The organism is Pseudomonas turukhanskensis (genome assembly GCF_027922365.1).
GTDB lineage: Bacteria > Pseudomonadota > Gammaproteobacteria > Pseudomonadales > Pseudomonadaceae > Aquipseudomonas > Aquipseudomonas turukhanskensis.
The window spans coordinates 157165-180150 of sequence record NZ_BSFN01000001.1 but is presented as its reverse complement, the minus strand read 5'-3'; the positions used below and the strand labels follow the sequence as shown (position 1 = coordinate 180150).

21 protein-coding genes are annotated in these 22986 nt (G+C 58.5%); 10 read left to right on the top strand and 11 right to left on the bottom strand.

Annotation, left to right across the window (positions count from 1 at the left end):
- Window positions 1–45: 45 nt before the first annotated feature.
- The 6 genes from ggt to PKE98_RS00740 form a co-directional block, all read right to left on the bottom strand.
- A complete protein-coding gene (gene ggt, locus PKE98_RS00765; protein ID WP_271193315.1) occupies window positions 46–1764 on the bottom strand; it encodes a gamma-glutamyltransferase in 1719 nt (572 codons plus the stop codon).
- Between the two features lie 4 nt (window positions 1765–1768).
- The gene (locus tag PKE98_RS00760) at window positions 1769–2020 is read right to left on the bottom strand and encodes a YfhL family 4Fe-4S dicluster ferredoxin (RefSeq protein ID WP_108095032.1); all 252 of its coding nucleotides are present in this window, start codon (window positions 2018–2020) and stop codon (window positions 1769–1771) included.
- A gap of 182 nt (window positions 2021–2202) precedes the next feature.
- Window positions 2203–2682 carry a pantetheine-phosphate adenylyltransferase gene (coaD, locus tag PKE98_RS00755; RefSeq protein WP_271193314.1) on the bottom strand — a complete coding sequence of 160 codons (480 nt, stop codon included), beginning with the start codon at window positions 2680–2682 and terminating at the stop codon, window positions 2203–2205.
- 108 nt (window positions 2683–2790) lie between these two features.
- On the bottom strand, window positions 2791–4386 hold the full coding sequence (locus PKE98_RS00750; protein ID WP_271193313.1) for a GMC family oxidoreductase: 1596 nt from the start codon (window positions 4384–4386) through the stop codon (window positions 2791–2793).
- A gap of 56 nt (window positions 4387–4442) precedes the next feature.
- Window positions 4443–4988 (bottom strand): twin-arginine translocation pathway signal protein, encoded by a 546-nt coding sequence (locus PKE98_RS00745; protein WP_271193312.1) that lies wholly within the window; start codon window positions 4986–4988, stop codon window positions 4443–4445.
- Window positions 4989–5136: 148 nt separating this feature from the next.
- The gene (locus tag PKE98_RS00740; protein ID WP_271193311.1) at window positions 5137–6567 is read right to left on the bottom strand and encodes a coniferyl aldehyde dehydrogenase; all 1431 of its coding nucleotides are present in this window, start codon (window positions 6565–6567) and stop codon (window positions 5137–5139) included.
- A gap of 293 nt (window positions 6568–6860) precedes the next feature.
- On the opposite strand from PKE98_RS00740, the gene PKE98_RS00735 reads away from it, so the two are divergent.
- Window positions 6861–7520 (top strand): TetR/AcrR family transcriptional regulator, encoded by a 660-nt coding sequence (locus PKE98_RS00735; RefSeq protein WP_271193310.1) that lies wholly within the window; start codon window positions 6861–6863, stop codon window positions 7518–7520.
- Between the two features lie 3 nt (window positions 7521–7523).
- On the opposite strand, the gene PKE98_RS00730 is transcribed toward PKE98_RS00735, so the two are convergent.
- From PKE98_RS00730 to PKE98_RS00715, 4 genes are all read right to left on the bottom strand, one after another.
- Window positions 7524–8504 (bottom strand): hydrolase, encoded by a 981-nt coding sequence (locus PKE98_RS00730; protein ID WP_271193309.1) that lies wholly within the window; start codon window positions 8502–8504, stop codon window positions 7524–7526.
- Between the two features lie 308 nt (window positions 8505–8812).
- On the bottom strand, window positions 8813–9412 hold the full coding sequence (gene rsmD, locus PKE98_RS00725) for a 16S rRNA (guanine(966)-N(2))-methyltransferase RsmD (protein WP_271193308.1): 600 nt from the start codon (window positions 9410–9412) through the stop codon (window positions 8813–8815).
- Window positions 9412–10914: a M16 family metallopeptidase gene (locus PKE98_RS00720; protein ID WP_271193307.1), complete on the bottom strand. Its 1503-nt coding sequence runs from the start codon at window positions 10912–10914 to the stop codon at window positions 9412–9414. Before PKE98_RS00720 ends, rsmD begins: the two co-directional genes overlap by 1 nt.
- Window positions 10907–12262: a M16 family metallopeptidase gene (locus PKE98_RS00715; RefSeq protein ID WP_271193306.1), complete on the bottom strand. Its 1356-nt coding sequence runs from the start codon at window positions 12260–12262 to the stop codon at window positions 10907–10909. The genes PKE98_RS00720 and PKE98_RS00715 overlap by 8 nt, the downstream gene beginning before the upstream one ends.
- Window positions 12263–12408: 146 nt before the next feature.
- On the opposite strand from PKE98_RS00715, the gene ftsY reads away from it, so the two are divergent.
- The 5 genes from ftsY (at window position 12409) to PKE98_RS00690 (ending at window position 17091) form a co-directional block, all read left to right on the top strand.
- A complete protein-coding gene (gene ftsY, locus PKE98_RS00710) occupies window positions 12409–13743 on the top strand; it encodes a signal recognition particle-docking protein FtsY (RefSeq protein ID WP_271193305.1) in 1335 nt (444 codons plus the stop codon).
- On the top strand, window positions 13740–14408 hold the full coding sequence (gene ftsE, locus PKE98_RS00705) for a cell division ATP-binding protein FtsE (protein WP_108095018.1): 669 nt from the start codon (window positions 13740–13742) through the stop codon (window positions 14406–14408). The genes ftsY and ftsE overlap by 4 nt, the downstream gene beginning before the upstream one ends.
- A complete protein-coding gene (gene ftsX, locus PKE98_RS00700; RefSeq protein ID WP_271193304.1) occupies window positions 14408–15430 on the top strand; it encodes a permease-like cell division protein FtsX in 1023 nt (340 codons plus the stop codon). The genes ftsE and ftsX overlap by 1 nt, the downstream gene beginning before the upstream one ends.
- Window positions 15431–15539: 109 nt before the next feature.
- Window positions 15540–16394 (top strand): RNA polymerase sigma factor RpoH, encoded by an 855-nt coding sequence (gene rpoH / locus PKE98_RS00695; RefSeq protein ID WP_110615341.1) that lies wholly within the window; start codon window positions 15540–15542, stop codon window positions 16392–16394.
- Window positions 16395–16482: 88 nt separating this feature from the next.
- Window positions 16483–17091, top strand: coding sequence for a hypothetical protein (locus PKE98_RS00690; RefSeq protein ID WP_271193303.1), 609 nt, complete (start codon window positions 16483–16485; stop codon window positions 17089–17091).
- A gap of 9 nt (window positions 17092–17100) precedes the next feature.
- Here PKE98_RS00690 and mtgA read toward each other — a convergent pair whose 3' ends face one another.
- A complete protein-coding gene (gene mtgA, locus PKE98_RS00685; protein WP_271193302.1) occupies window positions 17101–17814 on the bottom strand; it encodes a monofunctional biosynthetic peptidoglycan transglycosylase in 714 nt (237 codons plus the stop codon).
- A gap of 418 nt (window positions 17815–18232) precedes the next feature.
- Here mtgA and PKE98_RS00680 point away from each other — a divergent pair, with 418 nt between their 5' ends.
- Genes PKE98_RS00680 through PKE98_RS00670 form a run of 4 tightly spaced genes read left to right on the top strand, consistent with a single transcriptional unit; the run spans window position 18233 to window position 22793 of the window.
- Window positions 18233–18835 carry a fimbrial protein gene (locus tag PKE98_RS00680; RefSeq protein ID WP_271193301.1) on the top strand — a complete coding sequence of 201 codons (603 nt, stop codon included), beginning with the start codon at window positions 18233–18235 and terminating at the stop codon, window positions 18833–18835.
- Between the two features lie 38 nt (window positions 18836–18873).
- On the top strand, window positions 18874–19416 hold the full coding sequence (locus PKE98_RS26965; RefSeq protein ID WP_373877791.1) for a fimbrial protein: 543 nt from the start codon (window positions 18874–18876) through the stop codon (window positions 19414–19416).
- A gap of 29 nt (window positions 19417–19445) precedes the next feature.
- Complete coding sequence (locus PKE98_RS00675) at window positions 19446–20195, top strand: fimbrial biogenesis chaperone (protein WP_271193300.1); 750 nt, start codon at window positions 19446–19448, stop codon at window positions 20193–20195.
- Between the two features lie 27 nt (window positions 20196–20222).
- Window positions 20223–22793 carry a fimbria/pilus outer membrane usher protein gene (locus PKE98_RS00670; protein WP_271193299.1) on the top strand — a complete coding sequence of 857 codons (2571 nt, stop codon included), beginning with the start codon at window positions 20223–20225 and terminating at the stop codon, window positions 22791–22793.
- The last annotated feature ends 193 nt before the right edge of the window (window positions 22794–22986 follow it).

Genomic DNA, 22986 nt, shown 5'->3' with positions numbered 1-22986 from the left:
GAGCCTAGGCAGAGAGCCACGGCGGATACCCAAGGGGTATTCGCCCTACGGTTTCACATCCATCGCCGGGGGCGACAGCTTCGCTTGGCCAATCCCGCGTGGGTCGCTGGCGGCCTCGACGCTGCGGCTGTACTTGTTCCACAGCAGCACCTGCTGATTGCCATACGGCCGCTCAACCGGTTTCAGCGCATAACCGCGCTCGCGCAGTGCATCGCGTTCGGTGGCGGTGAAGGTGCTGGGTTCGTACTCCACCACATCGGGCAGGTACTGGTGGTGGTAGCGCGGCGCCGCCGGCCAGCTCGCCACCGGTTGGCCGTCCAGGTATTGCAGCATCGCCAGCAACACCATGCTCGGAATGCGGCTGCCGCCTGGCGTGCCGAATGCGCTGAACTGGGTAGGGCTTTCGATAAAGCTCGGGCTCATGCTCGACAGTGGCCGCTTGCCCGCCGCAATGGCGTTGGCCTGGCTGCCACTCAGGCCGTAGGCATTGGCGCCTTGAACATTGGCGGCGAAGTCGTCCATCTCATCGTTGAGCAATACGCCTGTGCCCGGCGGGGTGAAGGCCGCGCCGAAGGGCAGGTTGACCGAGAGGGTGGCAGACACTGCATTACCGGCTTCATCCAGCACCACGAAATGCGTGGTGTGGTTGCCTTCTGTCCAGGGCGGTGAAGGCGGCAGGCTGCTGCTGGGCGTAGCCTTTTGCGGGTCGATGCCGGCGGCAAGCTGTTTCAGGTAGCCGGCGTCCAAGAGTTTGCTGGTGGGGTTGGCAATAAAGTCCGGGTCGCCGAGCAGACCACGGTCGCGATACGCGCGGCGCAGCACTTCAATCACGTAATGGGCGCGCTGCAATTTATCGGCCTGGCGCCAGGGCAGCTGCTGCAGCATGGCCAGGCTTTGCGCCAGGGCGATACCCCCGGCCGACGGCGGCGGCGCGCTGATCAGCTCGCGGCCATCGGTGAGGGCGTAGCGCAGCGGCTGACGCTCCACCACCTGATAGTGCTCAAGGTCGGCCAAGGTCCAGATGCCGCCGGCGCGTCTGACCCCATCAACCAACAGCTGCGCCGTTTCGCCGCTGTAGAACCCCGGTTTGCCGTAGCGCCCCAGGCGCTCGAGGGTGTTGGCCAGGTCAGGTTGGCGCAGCAGGGTGAGTTCTTCGGGAATCGCGCCCTTGTCGCCAAGAAAGACACGCGCGGTTTCCGGGTTGTCGCGCATCGAGGCCAGGCGCCACTGCGCGCGTTCGCGGTACACGTGGTCAATCGAAACGCCGTCACGGGCCAGGCGAATGGCAGGGCCTAGGGAATCAATCAGCGGCAACTTGCCGTACTTGCGCGCCAATTCCACCAGCGCGGCAGGCAACCCGGGAATCGCTGCGGCCAGGGCGCCATCCAGCGAAAGCTGGGGCTGTATCTTGCCGTCGCGCTTGTACAGGTCGGCATGGGCGGCTAGCGGAGCGCGCTCGCGGGCATCGAGAAAGCGGTATTGCGGCTGCTCGCCGGCCTGGCGCAACAGAAAGAATCCGCCGCCGCCGAGGCCCGAGCTGTAGGGCTCGACCACCGCCAGCGCGGCGCTTACGGCAATGGCGGCATCAAAGGCATTGCCGCCAGCGGCCAGGGTTTCCAGGCCGGCGATGGTGGCGGCAGGGTGCGCACTGGCAATGGCCGCTTGTTTGGGCAGTGGGGCGGCGCTGGTGCCGAGTGCAACAAGGAGCAGCAAGGTACTGAGCAGTACCTTGCCGACGTGGCTGCCACGAACCCGGCAGCCCATGGCGTTACGCTTTCCCGGTGATGATCAGGTACTTGTTCATCAGCTCATCCTTGCTTTCGACGTTGTTCTCATCGAGTGGGATGCAATCGACCGGGCATACCTGCTGACACTGCGGCTCGTTGTAATGGCCGACACACTCGGTGCACAGGTTGGGGTCGATAACGTAGATTTCTTCACCCTGCGAAATAGCGGCGTTCGGGCACTCTGGCTCGCAGACGTCGCAGTTGATGCAGTCGTCGGTGATGATTAAAGACATGAAACACAACTCCTGCCGTTGCAGTCGGCCACGGCATGTTCGGACAGCGGAGTGCAAATTGTGCCGGATTGTCGGGAAGGGCGCCAATGTAGGTTGGGTTGAGCCGTAGGCGAAGCCCAACGTTGGACTCGATATACGCCGGCCCGTTTGGCTTCGCTACGCTCAACCCAACCTACGGCTATCTACTTCTTGAAGCGCTCGCGCAGCGCATCCGCCACCGCGGGATGCACGAACTTGCTGATATCGCCACCCAGGTTGGCAATTTCGCGCACCAGGGTGGAGGAGATAAACGAGTACTTTTCCGACGGTGTGAGAAACAGGCTTTCCACATCCGGCACCAGGATGCGGTTCATATTGGCCAGCTGGAATTCGTACTCGAAGTCGGACACCGCGCGCAGGCCGCGCAAAAATACATTGGCGCCCTGCTCTTTGGCGAAGTGCGCAAGCAACGTGGAGAAGCCCACCACTTCCACATTCGGCAGGTGCTTGGTCACTTCACGCGCCAGTTCCACGCGCTGTTCCAGCGGGAACAACGGATTCTTCTTCGGGCTGGCCGCGACGGCAATGACCACTTGATCGAACAGGCGCGAAGCGCGTTCAACAAGGTCACCATGCCCCTTGGTAATGGGGTCAAAGGTACCGGGGTACAACACTCGATTCATCGTGACGTCCTGGCGCAGGCCATAGGGGAGTCGGATGGTAGCGCAGCAACCCCCCCGGGCCAAGTCATCGCCGCTTTTGGGTGTAGGAATATTCCCGCACCCTTAGTGTCACGCGGACTTCAGGCGGTCTGCCAATTGGGTCGCCAATTGCGCCGTCAGCCCGTAGACGGACAACTGCGGGTTGGCGCCAATGCTGGTGGGGAACAACGAACCATCATGAATCGACAGATTGCGCAGCTGATGGTGGCGGCCCAGGCTGTCGGTAACCGCCTGCGTCGGGTCTTCTCCCATGGCGCAGCCGCCCATCACGTGGGCACTGCCCAGGCGGGTGCGGTAGATCTCCAGGCTCAAACCGTCGAGCTGGCTTTTTGCCTCGGCCAGCGTTTTCACATACTCGGCGTCGGTGTGCAGCGGCAGCACGCTTTTGGCGCCGGCGGCGAACTGGATTTCGGCCATGGTGTGGAACGAGCGACGGATGCCATCCCAGGTGTAATCGGTCATCTGGTAATCGAGCACCGGGCTGCCGTCACTGCGCAGTTCCACCGTGCCTTCGGCGCTATCGGGGTGAAAACCGTCGCGCAGCAGGGCGAGCATGGCGTTGGTGTGTGGCAACTGTTCCATGCGCATGGCGTTGTCGATGCCGAAGCGGCCGAGCAGGGTGGCGGTCAGCGCCGGCTGCATGGGTGGCACTTCGAGCTTGAAGGACATGCGGCCGGTGGTGCCGTCGTCCCATTGAAAGTGGTCGGAATAGATCGACTGCGGCGCACCGTAGAACGGGTTTACCACCTGCTCGAACTGCGCGGCCGAGAAGTTCACAAGGTGAATAAAGGTGCGCTTGCCGGCACGCTGGTGCGGGTCCGGCGCTTTCGAGCGCAGCAGAATCGCCGGCGTGTTGATGCCGCCGCCGGCGAGGATGTAGTGCTTGGCTTTTACCGTAATGGTGCGCCCGGTCGGCGTCACGCAGCGCTCGTCCATGGCCTGGCAGTGAATGCCAGTCACCTTGTCACCTTCGATCAAGAGCTTGTCGGCGCGTGCCAGGTACAGCAGCTCGCCGCCTTTTTCCAGGGTGGCCGGAATGGTGGTCACCAGCATCGACTGCTTGGCGTTGGTCGGGCAGCCCATGCCGCAGTAGCCCAGGTTCCAGCAGCCGCGCACGTTGCGTGGAATCACTTTCCAGTGATAACCGAGCTTGTCGCAGCCGACGCGAATCACATCGTTATTGGCGTTCGGCGGCATGATCCACGGCGCCACGCCCAGGCGCTGCTCCATTTTTTCAAACCAGGGCGCCATCTCCGCCACACTGTGGCCTTTTACGTTGTGCTCCTTGGCCCAGTGCTCCAGCGTCGGCTCGGGCGTGCGAAAGCTGGAGGTCCAGTTCACCAGCGTGGTACCGCCGACCGCCCGGCCTTGCATGATGGTGATGGCGCCGTCTTTGCTCATGCGCCCGATGCCTTCCTGATAAAGGCTTGGGTAAGCCTCGGCTTCCTGCATCTTGAAATCACTGCTGGTTTTCAGCGGGCCTTCTTCGATCAGCAGCACCTTGTAGCCGGCGGCGCTGAGGATTTCCGCCGTGGTGCCGCCGCCAGCACCGGTGCCGACGATGGCGACATCGGCTTCCAGGGTCAGGTCCTGCTCAAGGCGCGAGCCGTTGTAGGTTTTCCAGCCGCGGCCAAGGCCTTCGGCAAACAGATCAGGTACGGGCATTCAGGCTGCTCTCGGTAAATTCTTATTAGAAGTGGTGCAACGCCAAGGCGCGTTAATCAGACCCTGGGCGGGCCGGGGTAGCCGCAATGCGCCCAGGATTCCGGGCGGCCATACCAGGCCATCATCACCAGTTGCAGCAACGAGGCGTGCCCCATGCGCAACAGACTCAGCGAGCTGTTCTGCCAGCGGTTGAGGAAGTGGGTGATGTCCTCGCTGCTGGCATTTTCCCAACTGCCCCAGATGCCGGTTAGCGGGCCACGGGTAACGGCCATCGCCAGGACATCGAACAGCTGCACGGTGAGCTTGAGCATCTCCGGCGAGAGGCGGTTGAGGCTGTAGTCGAGGTTTTGCAGCGTGCCGTCGATGGCCTGTGGCATCTGCTCAGGTTTCACGGCGCCGGCGAGCATCACCGGAATCAGCGCCTTGAGAAACGGCAGGTCGGCGTCGCGCAGAATCGCAAAACCGTTGGCCGGCGTGCTTGCTGAGCAGCCGCTCAAGGTGGCGGCAAGGCCGGCGGTGGCGAGAAAGGCCGAGCCCATCAGGCCGACTTTCAGCAGGCCGCGGCGCGAGAGGCCGGGTGCAGCTACTACGGAGTCATTCATTATTGTTTTTTGACCTCGCTCTATAGGCGATTTAAAGGCGGCGCACCGTCAGGCTATGTCAAAACTACTGCGCTCGGTTAGGCGTTAAAAGCAGACTCACATCCCGATTAGCAGGCTAAAACCGGGCGCCGCGAGGTTCAGCTGGGGTTTAGCGGATGAACAGTTTGAGCACCAGTTTCTGCAACGCTTTGCCATACGGCGGGTAGATCACTTTCGAGGCGTTGAAGCGCTGCTTGATAAAGACGCCCTTGGCCTTGGAGAAGGTCAAGAAGCCTTCATGGCCGTGGTAGTGGCCCATGCCCGAGGGACCAACCCCGCCGAAGGGCATATCGTCCTGCGCCACATGCAGCAGGGTATCGTTCAAGCACACGCCGCCGGCGTGGGTCTCGTGCAGCACGCGCTTCTGCTCAGCCTTGTTGTAGCCGAAGTAGTAGAGCGCCAGCGGACGAGGGCGATCGTTGATGTAGTTGAAGGCATCTTCGAGTCGGTCGTACGGAACGATCGGCAGCAGCGGGCCGAAGATTTCGTCCTGCATCAGTTTCATCTCGTCGTTCACATTCAGCACCACGGTCTGCGCCATGCGGCGGCCCTGGCCTTCGGGGAACAGCGGAATAAGTTTGGCGCCTTTGCTTTCGGCATCACTGAGCAGGCCTTTGAGGCGGGTGAGTTGTCGGTCGTTGATGACGGCGGTGTAGTCCGGGTTGTCCTTCAGGGTCGGGTAGAAGGTCTGCACGGTTTTGCGGTAGGCCTCGACGAAACCTTCCACGCGGTCTCTGGGCACCAGCACGTAGTCAGGCGCCACGCAGGTCTGCCCGGCGTTCATGGTTTTACCGAACGCAATGCGCTCGGCGGCATCGGTCAACGGCACGTCGGCGGAAACGATGGCCGGCGATTTGCCGCCCAGTTCCAGGGTGACCGGCACCAGGTTTTCCGCCGCAGCGCGCATCACGTGTTTGCCGATGCTGGTGGCGCCGGTGAACAGAAGGTGGTCGAACGGCAGTTTGGAAAACGCCATGCCCACTTCGGCTTCGCCCAGCACCACGGCCACCAGGTCTTCGGGGAAGATGCGGGCCAGCAGGTCCTTGACCAGTTGAGAGGTCACCGGGGTGGACTCGCTCATCTTTATCATCACCCGGTTACCGGCAGCCAGGGCGCCCACCAACGGGCCGATGGCCAGAAACAGCGGGTAGTTCCACGGCACGATCACGCCCACCACACCCAGCGGCTGGTACACCACCTTGGCGCTGGCTGGCTGAAACGCCGAGCCGACGGAGCGGCGCGAGGGTTTCATCCATTTCTTGATGCGCTTGGTGGCGTAGTGAATGCCATGCACGCTGGGCATGATTTCGGCCAGCAGGGTTTCTTCGGCCGCACGGTTGCTGAAGTCCTGGGAGATGGCTTTTACCAGGGTGTCCTGCTCGTTGAGCAACAGGTCGCACAGGCTCTTGAGCCATTGAATGCGCTGCGACGCCTCGGGCATGGGGTTGGCGCGGAAGGCTTCGCGCTGGCGGCGTAGTAGTTCGTCCAACTGCTCGATTTGTTGTTGGTTGTGTTGCAGGTAAGCAATGTCGGCGACCATCGGAAAAGCTCCTGGGCAGTCCAGTTAAAAGAACCCGGAACCGCCATACGAGGGTCGGTTTAGGGTTGCGCAATACAGCGTGCTGGATTTTTAGAGCAATTACTCTAATATGTCAAATAGGATGCCGACAACGGCTCTGCGATGCACCCCAACGAAAAGTTAGGGTGCTTGGTTTCTGTGTTGATGGGTAACAATTAGGGCGCTTGTGCGTGTACCTTTGGCGCAAGAAGGGGAGCTGGCCCGGTGCAAACGGGTGCGGTTGCTGGAGCAACAGTGTGTGAGGTACGAGCGCCATGGCCGCGCCAATGAAAACCCGAGAGCGAATCATCCAGGCGAGCCTCGAGCTGTTCAATCTGCAGGGCGAACGCAACGTGACGACCAACCACATTGCCGCGCACCTGGCGATTTCACCGGGCAACTTGTATTACTACTTCCGTAATAAGCAGGCGATCATCGCCGAACTGTTCAACCAATATGAACAGCAGGTCGATACCTTCCTGCGCCCGCCGGAAGGCCGCGCGATGACGGTGGAAGACAAAACCTACTACCTCGAAGCCCTGCTCGCGGCGATGTGGCACTACCGCTTTCTGCACCGCGATCTGGAGCATTTGCTGGAAACCGACGCCAGCCTCGCGGCGCAATATCAGCAGTTTTCCCAGCGCTCAATGGGCCGCGCGACGGCGATTTATCAGGGCTTTGTCGATGCTGGCATTCTGATTATGGGCGAGCGGCAAATTGAGGCGCTGACCCTCAACAGCTGGATCATCATGACCTCCTGGGTTCGCTTTCTGTGCACCTCCCGTGGAGACCCGGGTGACCTCAGCGAAGAGATGCTGCGCCGTGGCATCTATCAGGTGCTGGCGCTGGAAGGTGGCTATATCGCCCCGCAAGCGCGCGAGGCAGTGGACGCTTTGCAGCAGCGGCTGTTCGTACCGCTGACTACGGTGACCTGAGCGCTACTTCAGCGCCGCCAGCCACGCCGGAATTCGCCGCTCCAGGTAGTACTCGGGGCGTCGCCACGAACCCTGAACAAAGCCCACATGCCCGCCATGGGCGTGCAGCTCGAACTGCACGCAACTCGCCAATTCCGCCGGCTCGGGCAGGCTGTGGGGGAACACGAATGGATCATCTGCCGATTGGATCAGCAAAGTCGGCGTCTGGATACGGCCAAGGAAATAACGACTGGATGAGCGCTTGTAGTAGTCATCGGCGTCGGCGAAACCATGCAGCGGCGCGGTTACCCGGCCGTCGAAGTCCCAGAAGGTGCGCATATTGGTCAGCGGCCCGAGCTTTTCCAGAATCGACAGCCGATCGGCCTGGCCCTTGTGGGCGAACAGGCGCTGTTTGTCTTTCACGTAGGCGAGCATCTCGCGCATAAAGTGCGCCTGATACACCTTGGAAAAGCCTATGCCGATGCGATCGGCGCACTGGTCCAGACGAAACGGCACGGAGACCGCCACGGCGCCTTGCAACTGACTGTCGGCGCCGCTTTCTCCCAGGTACTTGAGCAAGACATTGCCGCCCAAGGAGTAGCCCACGGCGTACAGCGGCGCCATCGGCCGTTTGGCCCGCAGGTGGCGAATGGTTTCAGCCAGGTCTTCGCTGGCGCCGGAGTGGTAGCCGCGCGGCAGCAAGTTGGGCTCGCCCGAGCAGCCGCGCCAGTTCAGCGCCACACTGGCCCAGCCCTGGGCCGCCAGGTTTTGCTGCACACCCAGCACGTAGAGGGAATTGGACGAGCCGGTGAGGCCATGCAGTACCAGCACCAACGGCGCCTCGGCTTCGTGAGGGCCATGCCAATCCATGTCGAGAAAATCCCCGTCTTCCAGCCACAGCCGCTCGCGTTCGCGTTCAAGCCTGGGTGGCTTGCGGCACAGCGAATTCCACAGGGTTTGCAGATGCGGATTGGGTAGCCACCAGGCGGGGGAAAAGGTGCTCATCGGTTCGTTCACGTGGAAAAGTCAGCAGAGACCGATAGTGCCAGGGTCTGGCGTAGGAAGGGAGTTGGGAAATTTAAGCCGCTTCCTATGCAAGAACCACGCGGCGGGTTGTTACGGTTCGCTCCCCGTTTTAATGCCCTAGAGCGCAAGGAGTGGACGATGATATTTTTTCTGAGCGGAATCGGCATTTTCCTCGCGGTGGTTTACGCGATTTTATTGTGCTGTAACGGGTTGAACCTGCGAATTTTTGTCGGGCGCGACCAGTGTTTTATGGTGCAGATACTGCCCTGAGCGCCCGACGTGGTGAATCAGATGCTGCGTTGCCACAGGGCGTAGTACACCTGCCCTGCCTTCTGCTCTCGGTGCAACCGCCAATTACTCGGCATGCTCAGGCTTGATGGCGGGTTTTCACTTTCGGTGTACACCCAGGCTTCGTCCGCCAACCAGCCTTTTTCTTCCAGCAGTGTGCAGGTCGGTTGCAGCAGGTTCTGGTTAAACGGCGGGTCGAGAAACACCAGATCGAACGGCGTGGCACTCTGGGTTTCCAGATAGCGCAGGGTGTCGGTTTGCAGCAGTTGGCCGGTGGCGCATTTCAGTGTATCGAGGGTTTGGCGCAGGTTGGCAATGGCAGCGCCATTGAGGTCCAGGGCCAGGGCAACGCTGGCGCCGCGCGACAGGGCTTCCAGATACAGCGCGCCGCTGCCGGTAAACAAATCCAGCACACGGGCGCCCTGCACATAAGGCGCCAGCCAATTGAACAAGGTTTCACGCACACGGTTTGGCGTTGGGCGCAAACCGTGGGCCATGGGGAAGCTGAACTGGCGGCTGCGCCACTCGCCAGCAATGATGCGCAACTGGCCTTGGCCACCGTGGGCGGGGGCGTTGCCTGGTTTTACTGGACGTGCCATCAATGCTCCGGAACGCCAAGCGCAGGCTCGGCGGGGTGATCGGTAGGTGGCGGCAGGGGCTTTTGTTCCACGGTCGGGCCGGCGGTGACGATAACCAGGTTATCGGCATTCAGGTGCTTGGCCATGGCGGCTTTCACGGTCGCGACGTCGAGCGCCTGAACCTGCTGCATAAAGTCTTCAAGATAACTGAGCGACAGGTCGTAGAAACCAATGGCACCCAGTTGCGCCACTATATCCCCATTGCTGGCAGTCGACAGCGGGAAGCTCCCGGCCAGTTCGCGCTTGGCGTCATCCACTTCTTTCTGCGTGGGGCCGTTGGCCAGGTAATCACGCAGGATGTCTTGCACCAGTTTCAGCGCGCCTTCGCTTTGCTCGGCCCGGGTTTGCAGGCTGATCATGAACGGCCCGCGGGCTTGCATGGCGGTGAAACCGGACGAGATACCGTAAGTCAGGCCGCGTTTCTCGCGCACCTGATCCATCAGGCGCGTGCCAAAACCGCCGCCACCGAGAATCTGGTTTCCGAGAAACAGCGCCGCGTAGTCAGGCTCGGCGCGATCGATGCCCAGTTGAGCCAGCATCAGGGTGGTCTGCTTGGACGGGAATTCGATATGGGTCGCGCCTGCTTTGGGCTCTTGCGGCGCCACGGTCTTGGGCAGCGCCGGGCCTTTGGGCAGCGCCGCCGATACCTGCGCGGTCATGGCTTCAGCCTCGGCGCGCGACAGGTCGCCCACCAGCGCAATCACGGTATTGCCCGCGGCATAAGCCTTGTGGTGAAACGCCTGCATCTGGGCAATGGTGATGCCGGGAATGGATTTGGCCGTGCCATCGCTGGAGTGCGCGTAAGGGTGGTCACCGTACAGCCGCTTGAAAAGCTCCAGGCCCGCGAGGCGCCCTGGGTTCTGCTTCTGGTATTCGAAACCGGCCAGTACCTGGTTCTTTATGCGTACCAGCGAGTCGGCGGGGAAGGTTGGCTTACCAATCACGTCGGCAAATAGCTTGAGTGCCGGCTCGCGTTTGTCGGCAGCGGTGAGGCTGCGCAGGCTGGCTACGCCCATGTCGCGGTAGGCGCCGTTGCCGAAATCTGCGCCCAGGTCTTCGAAGCCGGCGGCAATGGCGCTGACGTCCTTGCCCGCTACGCCCTCATTAAGCATGGCGTTGGTCATCATCGCCAGGCCAGGCGTGTCGCCGTCCTGGCTGCTGCCAGCGGCGAAGGTCAGGCGCAGGTCGAACATCGGCAACTCGTGCGCTTCAACGAACAGCACCTTGGCGCCTTCGGCGGTTTTCCAGGTTTGAATATTGATGGTGCGATGGCTGGGTGCCTGGCCTTCCAGCGCGGCCAGCGATTCCAGATGATCGGGCGTCTTCACGGCTGCCACGGGCGCGGCAGCGGTGGGCTCGGTAGGGGCCTGGACCGGGCGGCTGACAAAAAATACCAGCACGGCCAGCAATACCAACAGGCTAAGGCCGAGCAGGCCATAGCGCAGACCGTTGCGCTCACTCATGGGTTTTTTCCTTCGGCAAAACTTCAGCAACGCTGAGGCGCTCGCGGGTGAAATAGGTGCGGGCAGCTTGTTGGATATCGTCGGGCGTGACGGCTTCGATGGCAGCGAGGTCTTCGTCCATCAGCTTCCACGACAGGCCCACACTTTCCAGTTGGCCAATGGTGCTGGCCTGGCTGCTGATGGAGTCGCGTTCATAAACCAGCCCGGCGATTACCTGGGCCCGCACGCGCTGCAGCTCGGCGGCGGTAGGCGCGGTGGTTTTCAGGGCGTCGAGTTGGCGCCACAGGCCTGCCTCGGTTTGCGCGATGGTTTTGCCCGTTTGCACATTGGGCGTTGCCGAAAGCATGAACAGGCTATCGCCGCGATTGAACGCGTCGTAACTGGCAGAGGCGCCGGACACCAGCTCCTCGCCGCGCTCCAGTTGCGTGGGCAGGCGGGCGCTGTAACCGCCGTCCAGCAGTGCCGAAATCAGGCGCAGGGCATATACCTCACGTCGGTCGGCGGCCGTCGCCAGACTGGGCACGTTAAAGCCCATCATCAGGCTCGGCAGCTGAGTTTGCAGATACAGGCGAATGCGCCGTTCACCGGGCTCGGCCAGTTCCAGTGGCGCTTTGGCAGTGGGAATGGCACGGCTGGGCACCGGCCCGAAATAGCGTTCGGCGAGGGTTTTTACCTCGGCGACAGTAACGTCGCCGACCACCACCAGCGTGGCGTTATTGGGGGTGTACCAGGTTTCGTACCAGTGGCGCAGTTCTTCGACGCTCATGCGCTGCAGGTCGGCCATCCAGCCGATAGTCGGCGTGCCGTAGCCGCTGCCTGGGTAGGCCATGGCTTTGAAGCGCTCGTAGGCCAGGGAGCTGGGTTTGTCATCGGTGCGCATGCGGCGCTCTTCCTTGATGACCTCAATCTCGCTGCGAAACTCTTCCGGCGGCAGACGCAGGCTGGCCATGCGATCCGCTTCCAGCTCGAAGGCCACCGGCAGGCGGTCGCGGGCCAGCACCTGGTAATACGCGGTGTAGTCGTCACTGGTGAACGCGTTTTCTTCGGCGCCCAGTTCGCGCAATACCAGCGAGGCTTCGCCGGGTTTCATCTTGGCGCTGCCTTTGAACATCATGTGTTCAAGGGCGTGGGAAAGACCGGTCTGGCCGGGCGTTTCATAACTGGAGCCAACCTTGTACCAGACCTGAGAAACCACCACCGGCGCGCGGTGATCTTCGCGTACAACGACCTTGAGGCCGTTGGCGAGGGTGAACTCCTGGGTGGCTTGGGTTTCGGCGGCGAAAGCAGACAGCGGCAGGTAAAGGGCCGCGAGCAGCAGCCCGGTGGCGCTGCGGGCAAGCATTTTCATGAAGTGAATGACCTGTCGAGGAGGCCCGCTTGGTCTTAGCGTCGGCGGGCGCGGAGGTGCTAGGATACCCATCCATTTTATTGGCGGCCACGGCTGTTGGGTTTTTACCCTGTTGGCGCGTCGCACCCTTGAGATAGCCGCTCTCCATGTTTGGTTCCAACGACGACAAGAAGACCCCAGCTGCTGCTGGGAACACCGCCCCGGTAGCTTCCGACCCGAAGTCCGAAGAGAAAACCGGCGAGAAAAAGAGCCTGTTTGGCTGGCTGCGCAAGAAGCCTCAGGAGCCCATTGCGGCGTCTGAGCCTGCGGCTGAAACCGTTGTGCCTGCCGAGCCTGTAGCGCTTGAGCCGGCGGTGGTCAGTGAGGCCCCGTTGATTGAGCTGCCGGTTCAGGAGCAGCAGCCGATCGTGGTGCCCGAGCCGATGGCGCTGGAGCCGGCTCCTGCTCCTGTTGCGACGACTCCTACGCCTGAGCCGGAAATTGACCAGCCAGTTGTGGTTAATACCCCGGCTGTTGTTGCGCCAGTGCCCACGCCTTCAGTTGAAAGCAAGGCGGGCTTCTTCGCCCGGCTGAAGCAAGGCCTGTCGAAAACCAGCGCCAGCCTCGGCGAAGGCATGGCCAGTCTGTTTCTCGGCAAGAAGGCCATCGACGACGACCTGCTGGACGAAATCGAAACCCGCCTGCTGACCGCCGACGTTGGCGTTGAAGCCACCACGGCGATCATCCAGAGCCTCACTCAGAAAGTGGCACGCAAGCAGCTGGTCGACAGTGGTGCGCTGTACAAGGCGTTGCAGGAAGAGCTGGCCTCGCTACTCAAGCCAGTCGAGCAACCGCTGGTGATTCCGGCTGAGAAGAAGCCCTTCGTGATTCTGGTTGTCGGCGTTAACGGTGCGGGTAAAACCACCACCATCGGCAAGCTGGCGAAGAAGCTTCAGCAAGAAGGCAAGAAAGTGATGCTGGCCGCCGGAGATACCTTCCGCGCCGCCGCCGTTGAGCAATTGCAGGTGTGGGGTGAGCGCAATCAGATTGCCGTGATTGCCCAGCACACCGGCGCCGACTCTGCCTCGGTGATTTTCGATGCGGTGCAGGCCGCCACCGCCCGGGGCATCGATGTGCTGATCGCCGACACCGCCGGCCGTCTGCATACCAAAGACAACCTGATGGAAGAACTGAAAAAGGTGCGCCGGGTGATCGGCAAGCTGGACGAAACAGCGCCGCACGAAGTGTTGCTGGTGCTGGACGCCGGTACCGGGCAGAACGCCATCAGCCAGGCCAAGCAGTTCAACCAGACCGTGAACCTTACCGGTCTGGCTCTGACCAAGCTGGACGGCACCGCCAAGGGAGGGGTGATTTTCGCCCTCGCCAAGCAGTTCGGGCTGCCAATTCGCTACATCGGTGTGGGTGAAGGCATCGATGATCTGCGTACTTTTGAAGCTGAAGCCTTTGTTCAGGCCTTGTTCGCCGAGCGGGAGCACGCATGATTCGCTTTGAGCAGGTGGGTAAACGCTACGCCAATGGCCACGTCGGCCTGCACGAGTTGAGTTTTCGCGTACGCCGGGGCGAGTTTCTCTTCGTCACCGGGCACTCAGGCGCGGGCAAGAGCACCTTGCTGCGCCTGATTCTGGCAATGGAGCGGCCCACCTCGGGCAAGCTGCTGCTGGCCGGGCAGGACCTGGCGCAGATCACCACTGCGCAAATTCCGTTTCTTCGCCGCCAGATTGGTGTGGTGTTTCAGAACCATCAGCTGTTATTTGATCGCACGGTGTTCAACAACATTGCCCTGCCGCTGCAGATTCTCGGTCTGTCCAAACCGGATATCGCCAAACGCGTCGATGCCGCGCTGGAGCGTGTGGCGTTGAGCGACAAGCGCGACCTGTTCCCAGGCGATCTGTCGACTGGTCAGCAACAACGCGTCGGCATTGCCCGCGCCGTGGTGCACCGCCCGGCGCTACTGCTGGCGGACGAACCCACCGGTAACCTCGACCCCCGTCTGGCCGCCGAAATCATGGGCGTGTTCGAAGACATCAACCGCATGGGCACCAGCGTGCTGATCGCCAGCCACGACCTGGCGCTGATCGCGCGCATGCGCCACCGCATGCTGACCCTGCAACGCGGCCGTTTGATCGGCGATGGAGAGGCCGGTTAATGAGCGCTACCCGCAATCCCCAGGAATCGTCTTCGGCCGCAGAGCGCGTTGGCGCGGCCCCGAAGAAAAATGACCAGAAGAAAGACGACGGCAGCCCGGATTTCGCGACCCTGCTGCACGCCTGGATCGAAGCCCATCGCGCCAGCCTGATCGACAGCTTGCGCCGTCTGGCCAAACAGCCGATCGGCAGCTTTTTCACCTGCCTGGTAATGGCCGTGGCGTTAAGCCTGCCAATGGGCTTGTCGTTGCTGCTGAACAATGTCGAGCGTCTGGGCGGTTCGTGGCAGCGCGCGGCGCAGATTTCCCTGTTCCTCAATCTGGATGCCAGCGAGGCCGACGGTCAGAAGCTGCGCGCGCAAATTGCCGACATGGGCGATGTGGCCGAGTCCGAATGGATCAGCCGCGAACAAGCCCTGGCGGAATTCCAGCAACAGTCCGGCTTGGGTGAAGCGCTCAAGGAGTTGCCGGAAAACCCGCTGCCGGCGGTGATTTTGGTCACCCCCAAAGAAGTCGACAAGGCAGCACTGGAAGCCCTGCGCTTGCGCCTGGCGGACTTGCCGAAGGTGCAACAGGCGCAGCTCGACTTGCTGTGGGTGGAGCGTCTGAGTGCGATTCTGAAACTGGGTGAGCGATTTGTCTTCGGCCTGACGCTGTTGCTGGTGATGGCGCTGCTACTGGTTATCGGCAACACGATTCGTTTGCACATCGAGAACCGTCGTACCGAAATCGAAGTCATCAAGCTGGTAGGCGGAACTGACAGCTACGTGCGCCGTCCCTTCCTTTATATGGGTGCACTTTATGGCCTGGGTGCGGGGTTGCTGTCCTGGGCAGTGCTGGCCTTCGGTCTGGATTGGCTCAATGGCGCCGTGGTACGCCTGGCAGGGCTCTACGGCAGCGACTTCGCGTTGGGCGGCGTGCCGTTAGCCGATGGTCTATCCCTGCTGCTTGGCGCCGTTCTGTTGGGGTATATTGGCGCCTGGCTTGCAGTGGCCCGGCACTTGAATGAACTGGCCCCAAAGTAGTAAGTTCTTGTTTCGTTGTGTGTTTTCGTGCTTTCTGAACTTTAGAGTCAACTGTTAGTCTTATTGGCAGTGCTCAAGAGGCACGAGTTTCGTGAGTCGGAGGATTCGCATGAGCAATTCTTTGCAACCTGTCCATGCCTTAGTCCCGGGTGCAAACCTGGAGGCCTACGTGCATGCGGTCAACAGCATTCCGCTGCTGAGCGTTGAGCAGGAGCGCGAACTGGGCGAAAGTCTTTTCTACCATCAAGATCTTGAAGCCGCCCGGCAAATGGTGCTCGCGCACCTGCGTTTTGTTGTCCATATCGCTAGAAGTTATTCCGGTTATGGCCTCGCCCAGGCCGACCTGATTCAGGAAGGCAACGTCGGCCTGATGAAAGCCGTCAAACGCTTTAACCCGGAAATGGGTGTGCGTCTGGTGTCGTTCGCCGTGCACTGGATCAAAGCTGAAATTCACGAGTTCATCCTGCGCAACTGGCGCATCGTCAAAGTGGCTACCACCAAGGCGCAGCGCAAACTGTTCTTCAATCTGCGCAGCCAGAAAAAGCGTCTGGCCTGGCTGAACAACGATGAAGTGCATGCCGTAGCGGAGAGCCTGGGCGTCGAACCGCGCGAAGTGCGTGAGATGGAAAGCCGTTTGACTGGTCACGACATGGCCTTCGACCCTGCTGCAGAAGCAGATGATGAAAGTGCCTTTCAGTCGCCCGCCAATTACCTTGAAGACCACCGTTACGACCCGGCGCGGCAGTTGGAGGACTCCGACTGGAGTGATAGCGCTACGGCGAACCTGCACGAAGCGCTGGAAGGCCTCGACGAACGCAGCCGCGACATTCTCTACCAGCGTTGGCTGGCTGAGGAAAAAGCGACGTTGCATGAGCTCGCTGCCAAGTACAACGTCTCGGCTGAGCGAATTCGCCAGCTGGAGAAAAATGCGATGAGCAAGCTTAAAGGCTCCATAGCCGCCTAAGCCCTCGCGCACGTTCAAAGAGCCGCACTCAGGTGCGGCTTTTTTCTGTCCGCCTGATTTTCTGATTTTCTGCTGCCGGAGACTCACTATGTCCATGCCACCCCTGCGTATGCAGCACTGGCTGCTGTTTGTGGTGATCGCCATCGCCTTCTTCGCGTGGGGTGGCTGGTTGATGCGCAGCACCGGCAGCGTTGAACCGTTGCCAGGGATGGTGCAGTGGCAACAGCGGATACTTGCGCCGATGGCCGACGGCAAGCTGTCGCTAGAGCAGTTGAATGCCATTGAGGGCGGTGAGCTATGGCTCAAGCCGCGGCTGGATGGGCCTCAGCTGGTATTCCGTAGCGAACTTGAAGCCTCCGGTCAGCGCTGGAAGCTCGAAGCGATCCTGGTGCTGAGCCCGCATGAGCGCACCAGCCTGATGGCCGCTACCGGCCTGAAGCCGACTGATCCGGAGCAACCGTTGAGCTCGGCCATGTTAGGAGAAATGGGGCAGCACGCTTTGGCAACGCTCGCTTTACGTCCCGAGCAGCCGACCGCTGCTGAGCAAATAACCGCGAGCTTTGGGCCGCCTCGTCTACGACTGCAGTTGAATGAAGGCGAGGGCTGGGTTTATCCGATGCAGGGCCTGACAGCCCAGATTGAAAATGATCACGTGCGACTGCTGCATGTGGTGCCCAAAAGCACCCTCACCCAATAAAGCGCAGCGTTACCAGACCCGACGGTTCTTTTGCATCTGCACGATGTAGTCGCTGCCACCCAATTGCCGCATCTGTTGATGGATCCAGTTGGCCCGGCGATTTACATAGGCCGTTGGACGACTGGGACTCCATTTGAGCGGGTTAGGCAGTACGGCAGCGAGCAGGCTCGACTGGCGCCCGGACAAGTAGGGCGCCCCGGTACCAAAGTGTTTGCGTGCCGCGGCCTCGGCGCCAAACACGCCCTCGCCCCATTCCACGCTGTTGAGATACACCTCGAGAATGCGTTGCTTGGGCCAGAGCAGCTCCAACAACCCGGTAAACCAGACCTCCAGGCCCTTTCGCACCCAGCTGCGACCGGGCCAAAGAAACAGGTTCTTCGCTACCTGCTGACTGATGGTGCTGGCGCCGCGTAGCGAGCCGCCGCGCTCGTTATGGTCAAGCGCCGCCTGAATGGCATCAACATCAAAGCCCCAGTGCTCAGCAAATTTCTGGTCTTCACCGGCGATCACCGCGATCTTCAGGTCATCCGGCAGCTCACTCCAGGGACGCCAGGTGCGCTGCAGATCTATCGGTTTTCCATCAACCCAGGACTCGACCTTGCGTTCGATCATCAGAGCCGTGCCTGGCGGCGGCACCCAGCGAAAAATCAGCACCAGCAACACTGACGTGGCAGCGAACCAGAGCAGACATTTCAAAAGACGACGAATCAGTGTGCGGAGCATGCGCGGCTGGGCCTGGCAGGGTAAGGCGCCATTATAGCCAGCCAGCGCTGGAGAATAAGAGTGAGGATTGCAACGTTGATAGAGCGCCGCCTGCAGGCCGTGAGGCAGCGGTTGCTGCGGTTTATAAGTTCAGGGTGTGCCGGTTTTTGATTGTGTTCGCTAGACCCCACGCAGTACGCCCGGCTGTATTTTGGGTGAAATTGAAATCTGGAATGAGTGATCGTAGATGTTGTTGAAATATATATGATTTTCAATGCGGTGGTGGCGTGCGCGGTGAGACTGAAGAAGTGGCTTGGCAACCTTCGGAAATTTCCAGCAGTTCTAAGGGATTAGGTCTGCTGTTTTAGAAGTTCGGATGAATATACTCGTGAGCGTGGTAACCGAACTTTAAATTTTGAAATCAAATTGGGGTTAGCTCATGAAACACAAACTTTTAGCAATCAGCTCTATTATGGCAATGGCTGCTACAGCGCAAACGGCGATGGCGGATAGCGGGACTATCGAATTTGAAGGCGCGATCACCGCTACAACCTGCGATGTCACAGTCAATGGTCAGACAAATGATGCGCTCGTTACTCTGCCTACTATATCGCAGAGCCTGCTGAAGACCGAGGGGGCGGTAGCAGGGCGTACACCGATCAAATTCGAACTTACAGACTGCATCTTGGCGGTGGCCAATCCGGACCCGACCGCAACTACGGATCCGGCCCTGCAGGGCTTTGCGAAAGTGTACTTCAATGCCGCGACAGGAACTGACTTCATCAATCCCGCTGGCCGTCTTGATATTGACGACACCATTGCAGATGCCGCAACCAACGTAAATCTGCAAATCCTTGGTACCGACAACGTTGCAATGGATCTTTCGCAGGATGTCGACCTGCAAGGTACCGCGGCGAGCACGAAGATCGAAAACGGCGCAGCAACAATGATGTATGGCGTTCAATATTACGCAACTGGTGCTACAGGGGCAGGTATCGGTAAAGTAAGTTCCAGCGTAGGTTACGAAATTCACTACGAATAATAGTGCTAGCAGGGCGCCTATGACAGTAGGCGCCCTGCATGTATTTCGGAGCCTATATGCGGTGTCTTTCAGTGTTGGGTGCGTGTTTACTGTTAAATGGCTACGTTCACGCAGAAAATCAAGCTAACTTCACCGTTGAAGGCACGGTAACAGGATCGACCTGTAAAGTTATCTCAGGGAATGGAAGGCCGGTGACTATCCCTTCAAAGGGCCTTGGCGAGCTCGCATCCCCAAATTCTGTAGCGGGGAAAACTGCGTTTAGAATATCAGTGCAAGGGTGTGCAACCACGGCAACGGTCTACTTTCATAACGACCAAACCACTGTAAATTCTAATGGTCGGCTAAACAATACAGCGACTGACAGCGAAGTAGCCGAGAACGTTGAGTTGGAGATCCTAAACTCAAAAAGTGAGTCAGTGGATCTTTCCGCAGCACACGGCTCTCAAGGTACGAGCGCCCCATCCGTAGGTATTAGCGAGGGTGACGCTGATTTTGATTTTTTCGTCCAATATTACTCAATCGGTGCAGCTAGTGCTGGAAAGGTTAAAAGTACGCTAACTTTTATAGTTGAGTCGCTTTAACTTTGCGCCGAGTAGATCAGGTATTTATTATGTTGAGTGTCTCATTGTTTAGGGCAAGAGGCAGTTTTCTGTGGGTTGCAGCTATTTTTGCCATGTCGCTATGGGGGCAGGCATCAGCTTCGGTAGTTATCGATACTACCAGGGTGATTTATCCAAGTAAGAAGTCTGAAGTTTCAGTAAGGCTAACTAATGAAGGCTTAACGCCAAAGTTGGTCCAGGTGTGGATTGACGACGGTGATCGCCAAGCCAGCCCGGAGACGATCAAGGTTCCATTTGTCGTTCTCACACCGATATTCAGAATGGATGCCAAGAAAGGGCAGGTCACCAGGATTCAGTACCTGAATACTATGCCTCTTCCGACAGATAGAGAGTCTGTGTACTGGCTAAATGTGTTGGAAATTCCTCCAAAACCGACCGGAAAAGAGGCGGAAGAAAATCACCTTCAGTTTCGCTATAGAACTCGAATCAAATTGTTTTATCGGCCGGAAGGCCTTGCGGGAACCTCTGCTGAGGCATCTGGGAAACTAAGGTTCAAGTACAAGCCGGGTTATGTGCAAGTCGAAAATCCCACTGCCTATTATGTGAGCATGGTGAGCCTTAAAGTGGGTGAAGATGCGGCTGGTGGCAAAAGTGACCCGCAGATGTTCGCGCCATTTTCTACAACACTTTTGGAGCTAAAGGCGCAAAGTTCAGCATTACAAAAGCCGAAAATAATATACAGGACCATTAATGACTATGGCGGTGCTACAGCCCAGGAGCAAAGCGCCGATCAATTTTAGATAAAACAACCCTCTGGCTCAATAACCATGAAATCGAGACGCCAATTGTTAAGGGCTGCGGCGGGTGCGGCTGCTCAGTTTTTGGTAACGGTATTGACGTCCGTAGCTTATGGGGACGAAAGAACTGCCTACCTTGAGTTTGATAACAGAATGCTGTGGGGTACGCCAAGCGATAAAGAAAGTGCAGACTTGTCTCGATTTTCAGAGGGAAATCCGGTTCCAGCCGGAACTATGAGCGTTCAGCTTTTTTTGAACGGTAACCCTAGAAAAATGTTGGATGTATATTTTAAGCCTGTGGCCGGCAAAAAGTCGGCCGTTGCTTGTTTTACACCTATAGATATCAAGTCCGCAGGTGTTGCACTTGACAAGTTGCCCGAGGATATGGTTCGGTGGCTTCAGGATTCGGAGAGCAAGACGACGTGCAAACCTATTGCAGAAGTCGTTCCAAGCGCTTCAGCAGCATTCGATTTTTCCGAACAGCGCCTCGATTTGACAATTCCACAGGCTTATCTGAAAGAGTTGCCAGCCGACTATATTGATCCGGAGCAGTGGGAGCGAGGTATCACGGCCGCGCGCCTCAACTACACGCTTGATGTGTTCAATTCAAAGAGCTCAGGTGTAAACAGCACTCAGGGCTTTGGGCACTTTGAAAGCGGATTTAATACGCTGGGCTGGCGACTACGGAACATCTCTTCCGTAACCTCCAGTAAACACGGAAATACCTTCCAGGCGCAGCGCACCTATGCACAAACCGATATTGAACCGATAAAAAGCACGCTCACGCTTGGCCAGAGTTTTACTGATGGGCAACTGCTGAACTCCTACGGTCTACAAGGGGCTTTCCTAGCAACCGACCCCCGGATGCTGCCATCCTCGCTGCGCAACTATGCACCTGTGGTATCCGGCGTAGCCGATTCCAATGCCAAGGTAACAATCCGTCAGAATGGTGTAGTGATTTATGAGCGGGCCGTTCCGCCCGGTCCTTTTGAAATCAAAAATCTACAAGCAGTTGGTTACGGCAATGACCTTGAGGTGACGGTTACCGAAGCAGACGGCTCGGAAAAGAAATTTAGCGTGCCCTATTCACCCTTGGTGCAGTTGCTACGGCCCGGTCAATCAAAATATTCCGCGAGTGTGGGTGAGGCTTGGTCGCCTTCTTTCAATAATTACAAACCGCTTGCCGGTCAGTTCAATTATCAGTATGGCGTTAACAACTACCTTACTGCATCTGCCGGTGCATTGGTAAGCGAAGACTACATGGCAGTGGCTTTGGGTAGCGCAGTGAGTACGTATATAGGCGGTCTTTCCGCTGATTATACCCATTCCAATAGCCGCTCCGACTCCACGGGAGCGGTAAACGGCGATAGCTTGAGGTTTGTGTATTCAACGCTGATTGCGCCAACCAAGACGAATATCACACTCTCCAGTTATCGTTACTCTAGCCAGGATTACTGGTCTTTCAATGAGTTTCTATCCCATGAAAATAGAAGAGATAAGAGAAGTTGGAAGGACCCCGACTTCTACTACTTTTATGGTGCCAAGCAAAAAGGGCGGTTTGATATTAGCCTTCGACAACGTCTGCCAGGTGCGTTGGGCAATGTGTCGTTGCGAGCCTCGACCAGAAACTATTGGAACCGCGAAGGTACAGACACGCAATATCAACTTTCTTACGGCAATAATTTTAAATCGCTTAGTTACAATTTGTCTGCCAGTCGCGTTAAAAATCAGAACAACCAGCAATATGACGAGTTTCGCCTGAACATTAGTCTGCCATTGTCTTTTTCCGATTATGGCAGGACCTATCTGTCCAGCACTGCCTGGAAACATAGTGAATCCGGTAGCGTCGGCCAGCTCCAGTTGGGCGGTATTGCTGGTGCGGATCAGCAAATCACCTACGGCGTAACCACGACGCAGACGCTCGATAATCAAAATCGTCAGGAGAGCTATGGAGTTAGCGGGGGCTATCAGGGTAGCAACGGGTACGTCACCGCGGGTACAAGCAGGGGCAATGGTTACCAACAATCGTCACTGGGGGTTGCTGGCTCAGTGCTGGCCCATTCTGACGGCTTGACCTTTGGCCAAACGCTGGGTGACACGGTTGCACTGGTGGAGGCCGAGAACGGAGGCGGTGCCCGAATTACCAACGCCAGTGGGGCTAAAGTGAACGGTTCGGGGTATGGCGTAGTGCCTTATCTCACGCCCTATTCACGTAACCGCATCGAGTTGGACCCTGAAGGGCTTTCCCCCGACCTAGAGTTCAAACATACAAGTGCTGAGTCCATTCCCGTGGACGGGTCAATCGTCAAAATCAAGTTTGAAACAACAAAAGAAAGCACCTTGTTTATCCGTGCAACTTTTGCAGATGGTTCACCCCTGCCGTTCGGAGCGGAGGTGGTGGATGCCACTTCAAAAAATCTGGTCGGTTATGTGGGGCAGGCAGGCGGTGTTGTCGCGCGTGGTGTTGGAGAAAACAGTCAGTTGGAAGTTAAGCTGGAAAAGAACCACTGCGTATTAGAGCTTAAAGTAGAGAGTGAAAGCGTGAATAAAAATCACCCTGGTGCAATCAATAACGCACTTGGCATATGCAAATTCGAGTGAATATCATGTGTATCGGTCTAGGGTTACTTCGGAGCTTAATCGCTCTGCTGATTATTTTAACAGGGCTTTTGCATTCTACCTTCGCGAATGCCGGATGCATGTGGCAAGGTGCGTCGATCCACTGGGCGCCAGGTCCAAATCTCCCACTTATACTCGGAGACTCAGGGTTTAAAATGCTGGCCAATAAGAAATG

Coding starts and splice junctions, on each gene's coding strand:
- ggt (WP_271193315.1), bottom strand. CDS start 1,764: ATGGGCTGCCGGGTTCGTGGCAGCCACGTCGGCAAGGTACTGCTCAGT.
- PKE98_RS00740 (WP_271193311.1), bottom strand. CDS start 6,567: ATGGTCGCCGACATTGCTTACCTGCAACACAACCAACAACAAATCGAG.
- rpoH (WP_110615341.1), top strand. CDS start 15,540: ATGAGCAATTCTTTGCAACCTGTCCATGCCTTAGTCCCGGGTGCAAAC.
- PKE98_RS26965 (WP_373877791.1), top strand. CDS start 18,874: ATGTATTTCGGAGCCTATATGCGGTGTCTTTCAGTGTTGGGTGCGTGT.
- PKE98_RS00675 (WP_271193300.1), top strand. CDS start 19,446: ATGTTGAGTGTCTCATTGTTTAGGGCAAGAGGCAGTTTTCTGTGGGTT.
- ftsE (WP_108095018.1), top strand. CDS start 13,740: ATGATTCGCTTTGAGCAGGTGGGTAAACGCTACGCCAATGGCCACGTC.
- ftsX (WP_271193304.1), top strand. CDS start 14,408: ATGAGCGCTACCCGCAATCCCCAGGAATCGTCTTCGGCCGCAGAGCGC.
- PKE98_RS00730 (WP_271193309.1), bottom strand. CDS start 8,504: ATGAGCACCTTTTCCCCCGCCTGGTGGCTACCCAATCCGCATCTGCAA.
- PKE98_RS00715 (WP_271193306.1), bottom strand. CDS start 12,262: ATGAAAATGCTTGCCCGCAGCGCCACCGGGCTGCTGCTCGCGGCCCTT.
- PKE98_RS00735 (WP_271193310.1), top strand. CDS start 6,861: ATGGCCGCGCCAATGAAAACCCGAGAGCGAATCATCCAGGCGAGCCTC.
- PKE98_RS00670 (WP_271193299.1), top strand. CDS start 20,223: ATGAAATCGAGACGCCAATTGTTAAGGGCTGCGGCGGGTGCGGCTGCT.
- coaD (WP_271193314.1), bottom strand. CDS start 2,682: ATGAATCGAGTGTTGTACCCCGGTACCTTTGACCCCATTACCAAGGGG.
- PKE98_RS00745 (WP_271193312.1), bottom strand. CDS start 4,988: ATGAATGACTCCGTAGTAGCTGCACCCGGCCTCTCGCGCCGCGGCCTG.
- PKE98_RS00750 (WP_271193313.1), bottom strand. CDS start 4,386: ATGCCCGTACCTGATCTGTTTGCCGAAGGCCTTGGCCGCGGCTGGAAA.
- PKE98_RS00680 (WP_271193301.1), top strand. CDS start 18,233: ATGAAACACAAACTTTTAGCAATCAGCTCTATTATGGCAATGGCTGCT.
- mtgA (WP_271193302.1), bottom strand. CDS start 17,814: ATGCTCCGCACACTGATTCGTCGTCTTTTGAAATGTCTGCTCTGGTTC.
- PKE98_RS00760 (WP_108095032.1), bottom strand. CDS start 2,020: ATGTCTTTAATCATCACCGACGACTGCATCAACTGCGACGTCTGCGAG.
- PKE98_RS00720 (WP_271193307.1), bottom strand. CDS start 10,914: ATGAGTGAGCGCAACGGTCTGCGCTATGGCCTGCTCGGCCTTAGCCTG.
- PKE98_RS00690 (WP_271193303.1), top strand. CDS start 16,483: ATGTCCATGCCACCCCTGCGTATGCAGCACTGGCTGCTGTTTGTGGTG.
- ftsY (WP_271193305.1), top strand. CDS start 12,409: ATGTTTGGTTCCAACGACGACAAGAAGACCCCAGCTGCTGCTGGGAAC.
- rsmD (WP_271193308.1), bottom strand. CDS start 9,412: ATGGCACGTCCAGTAAAACCAGGCAACGCCCCCGCCCACGGTGGCCAA.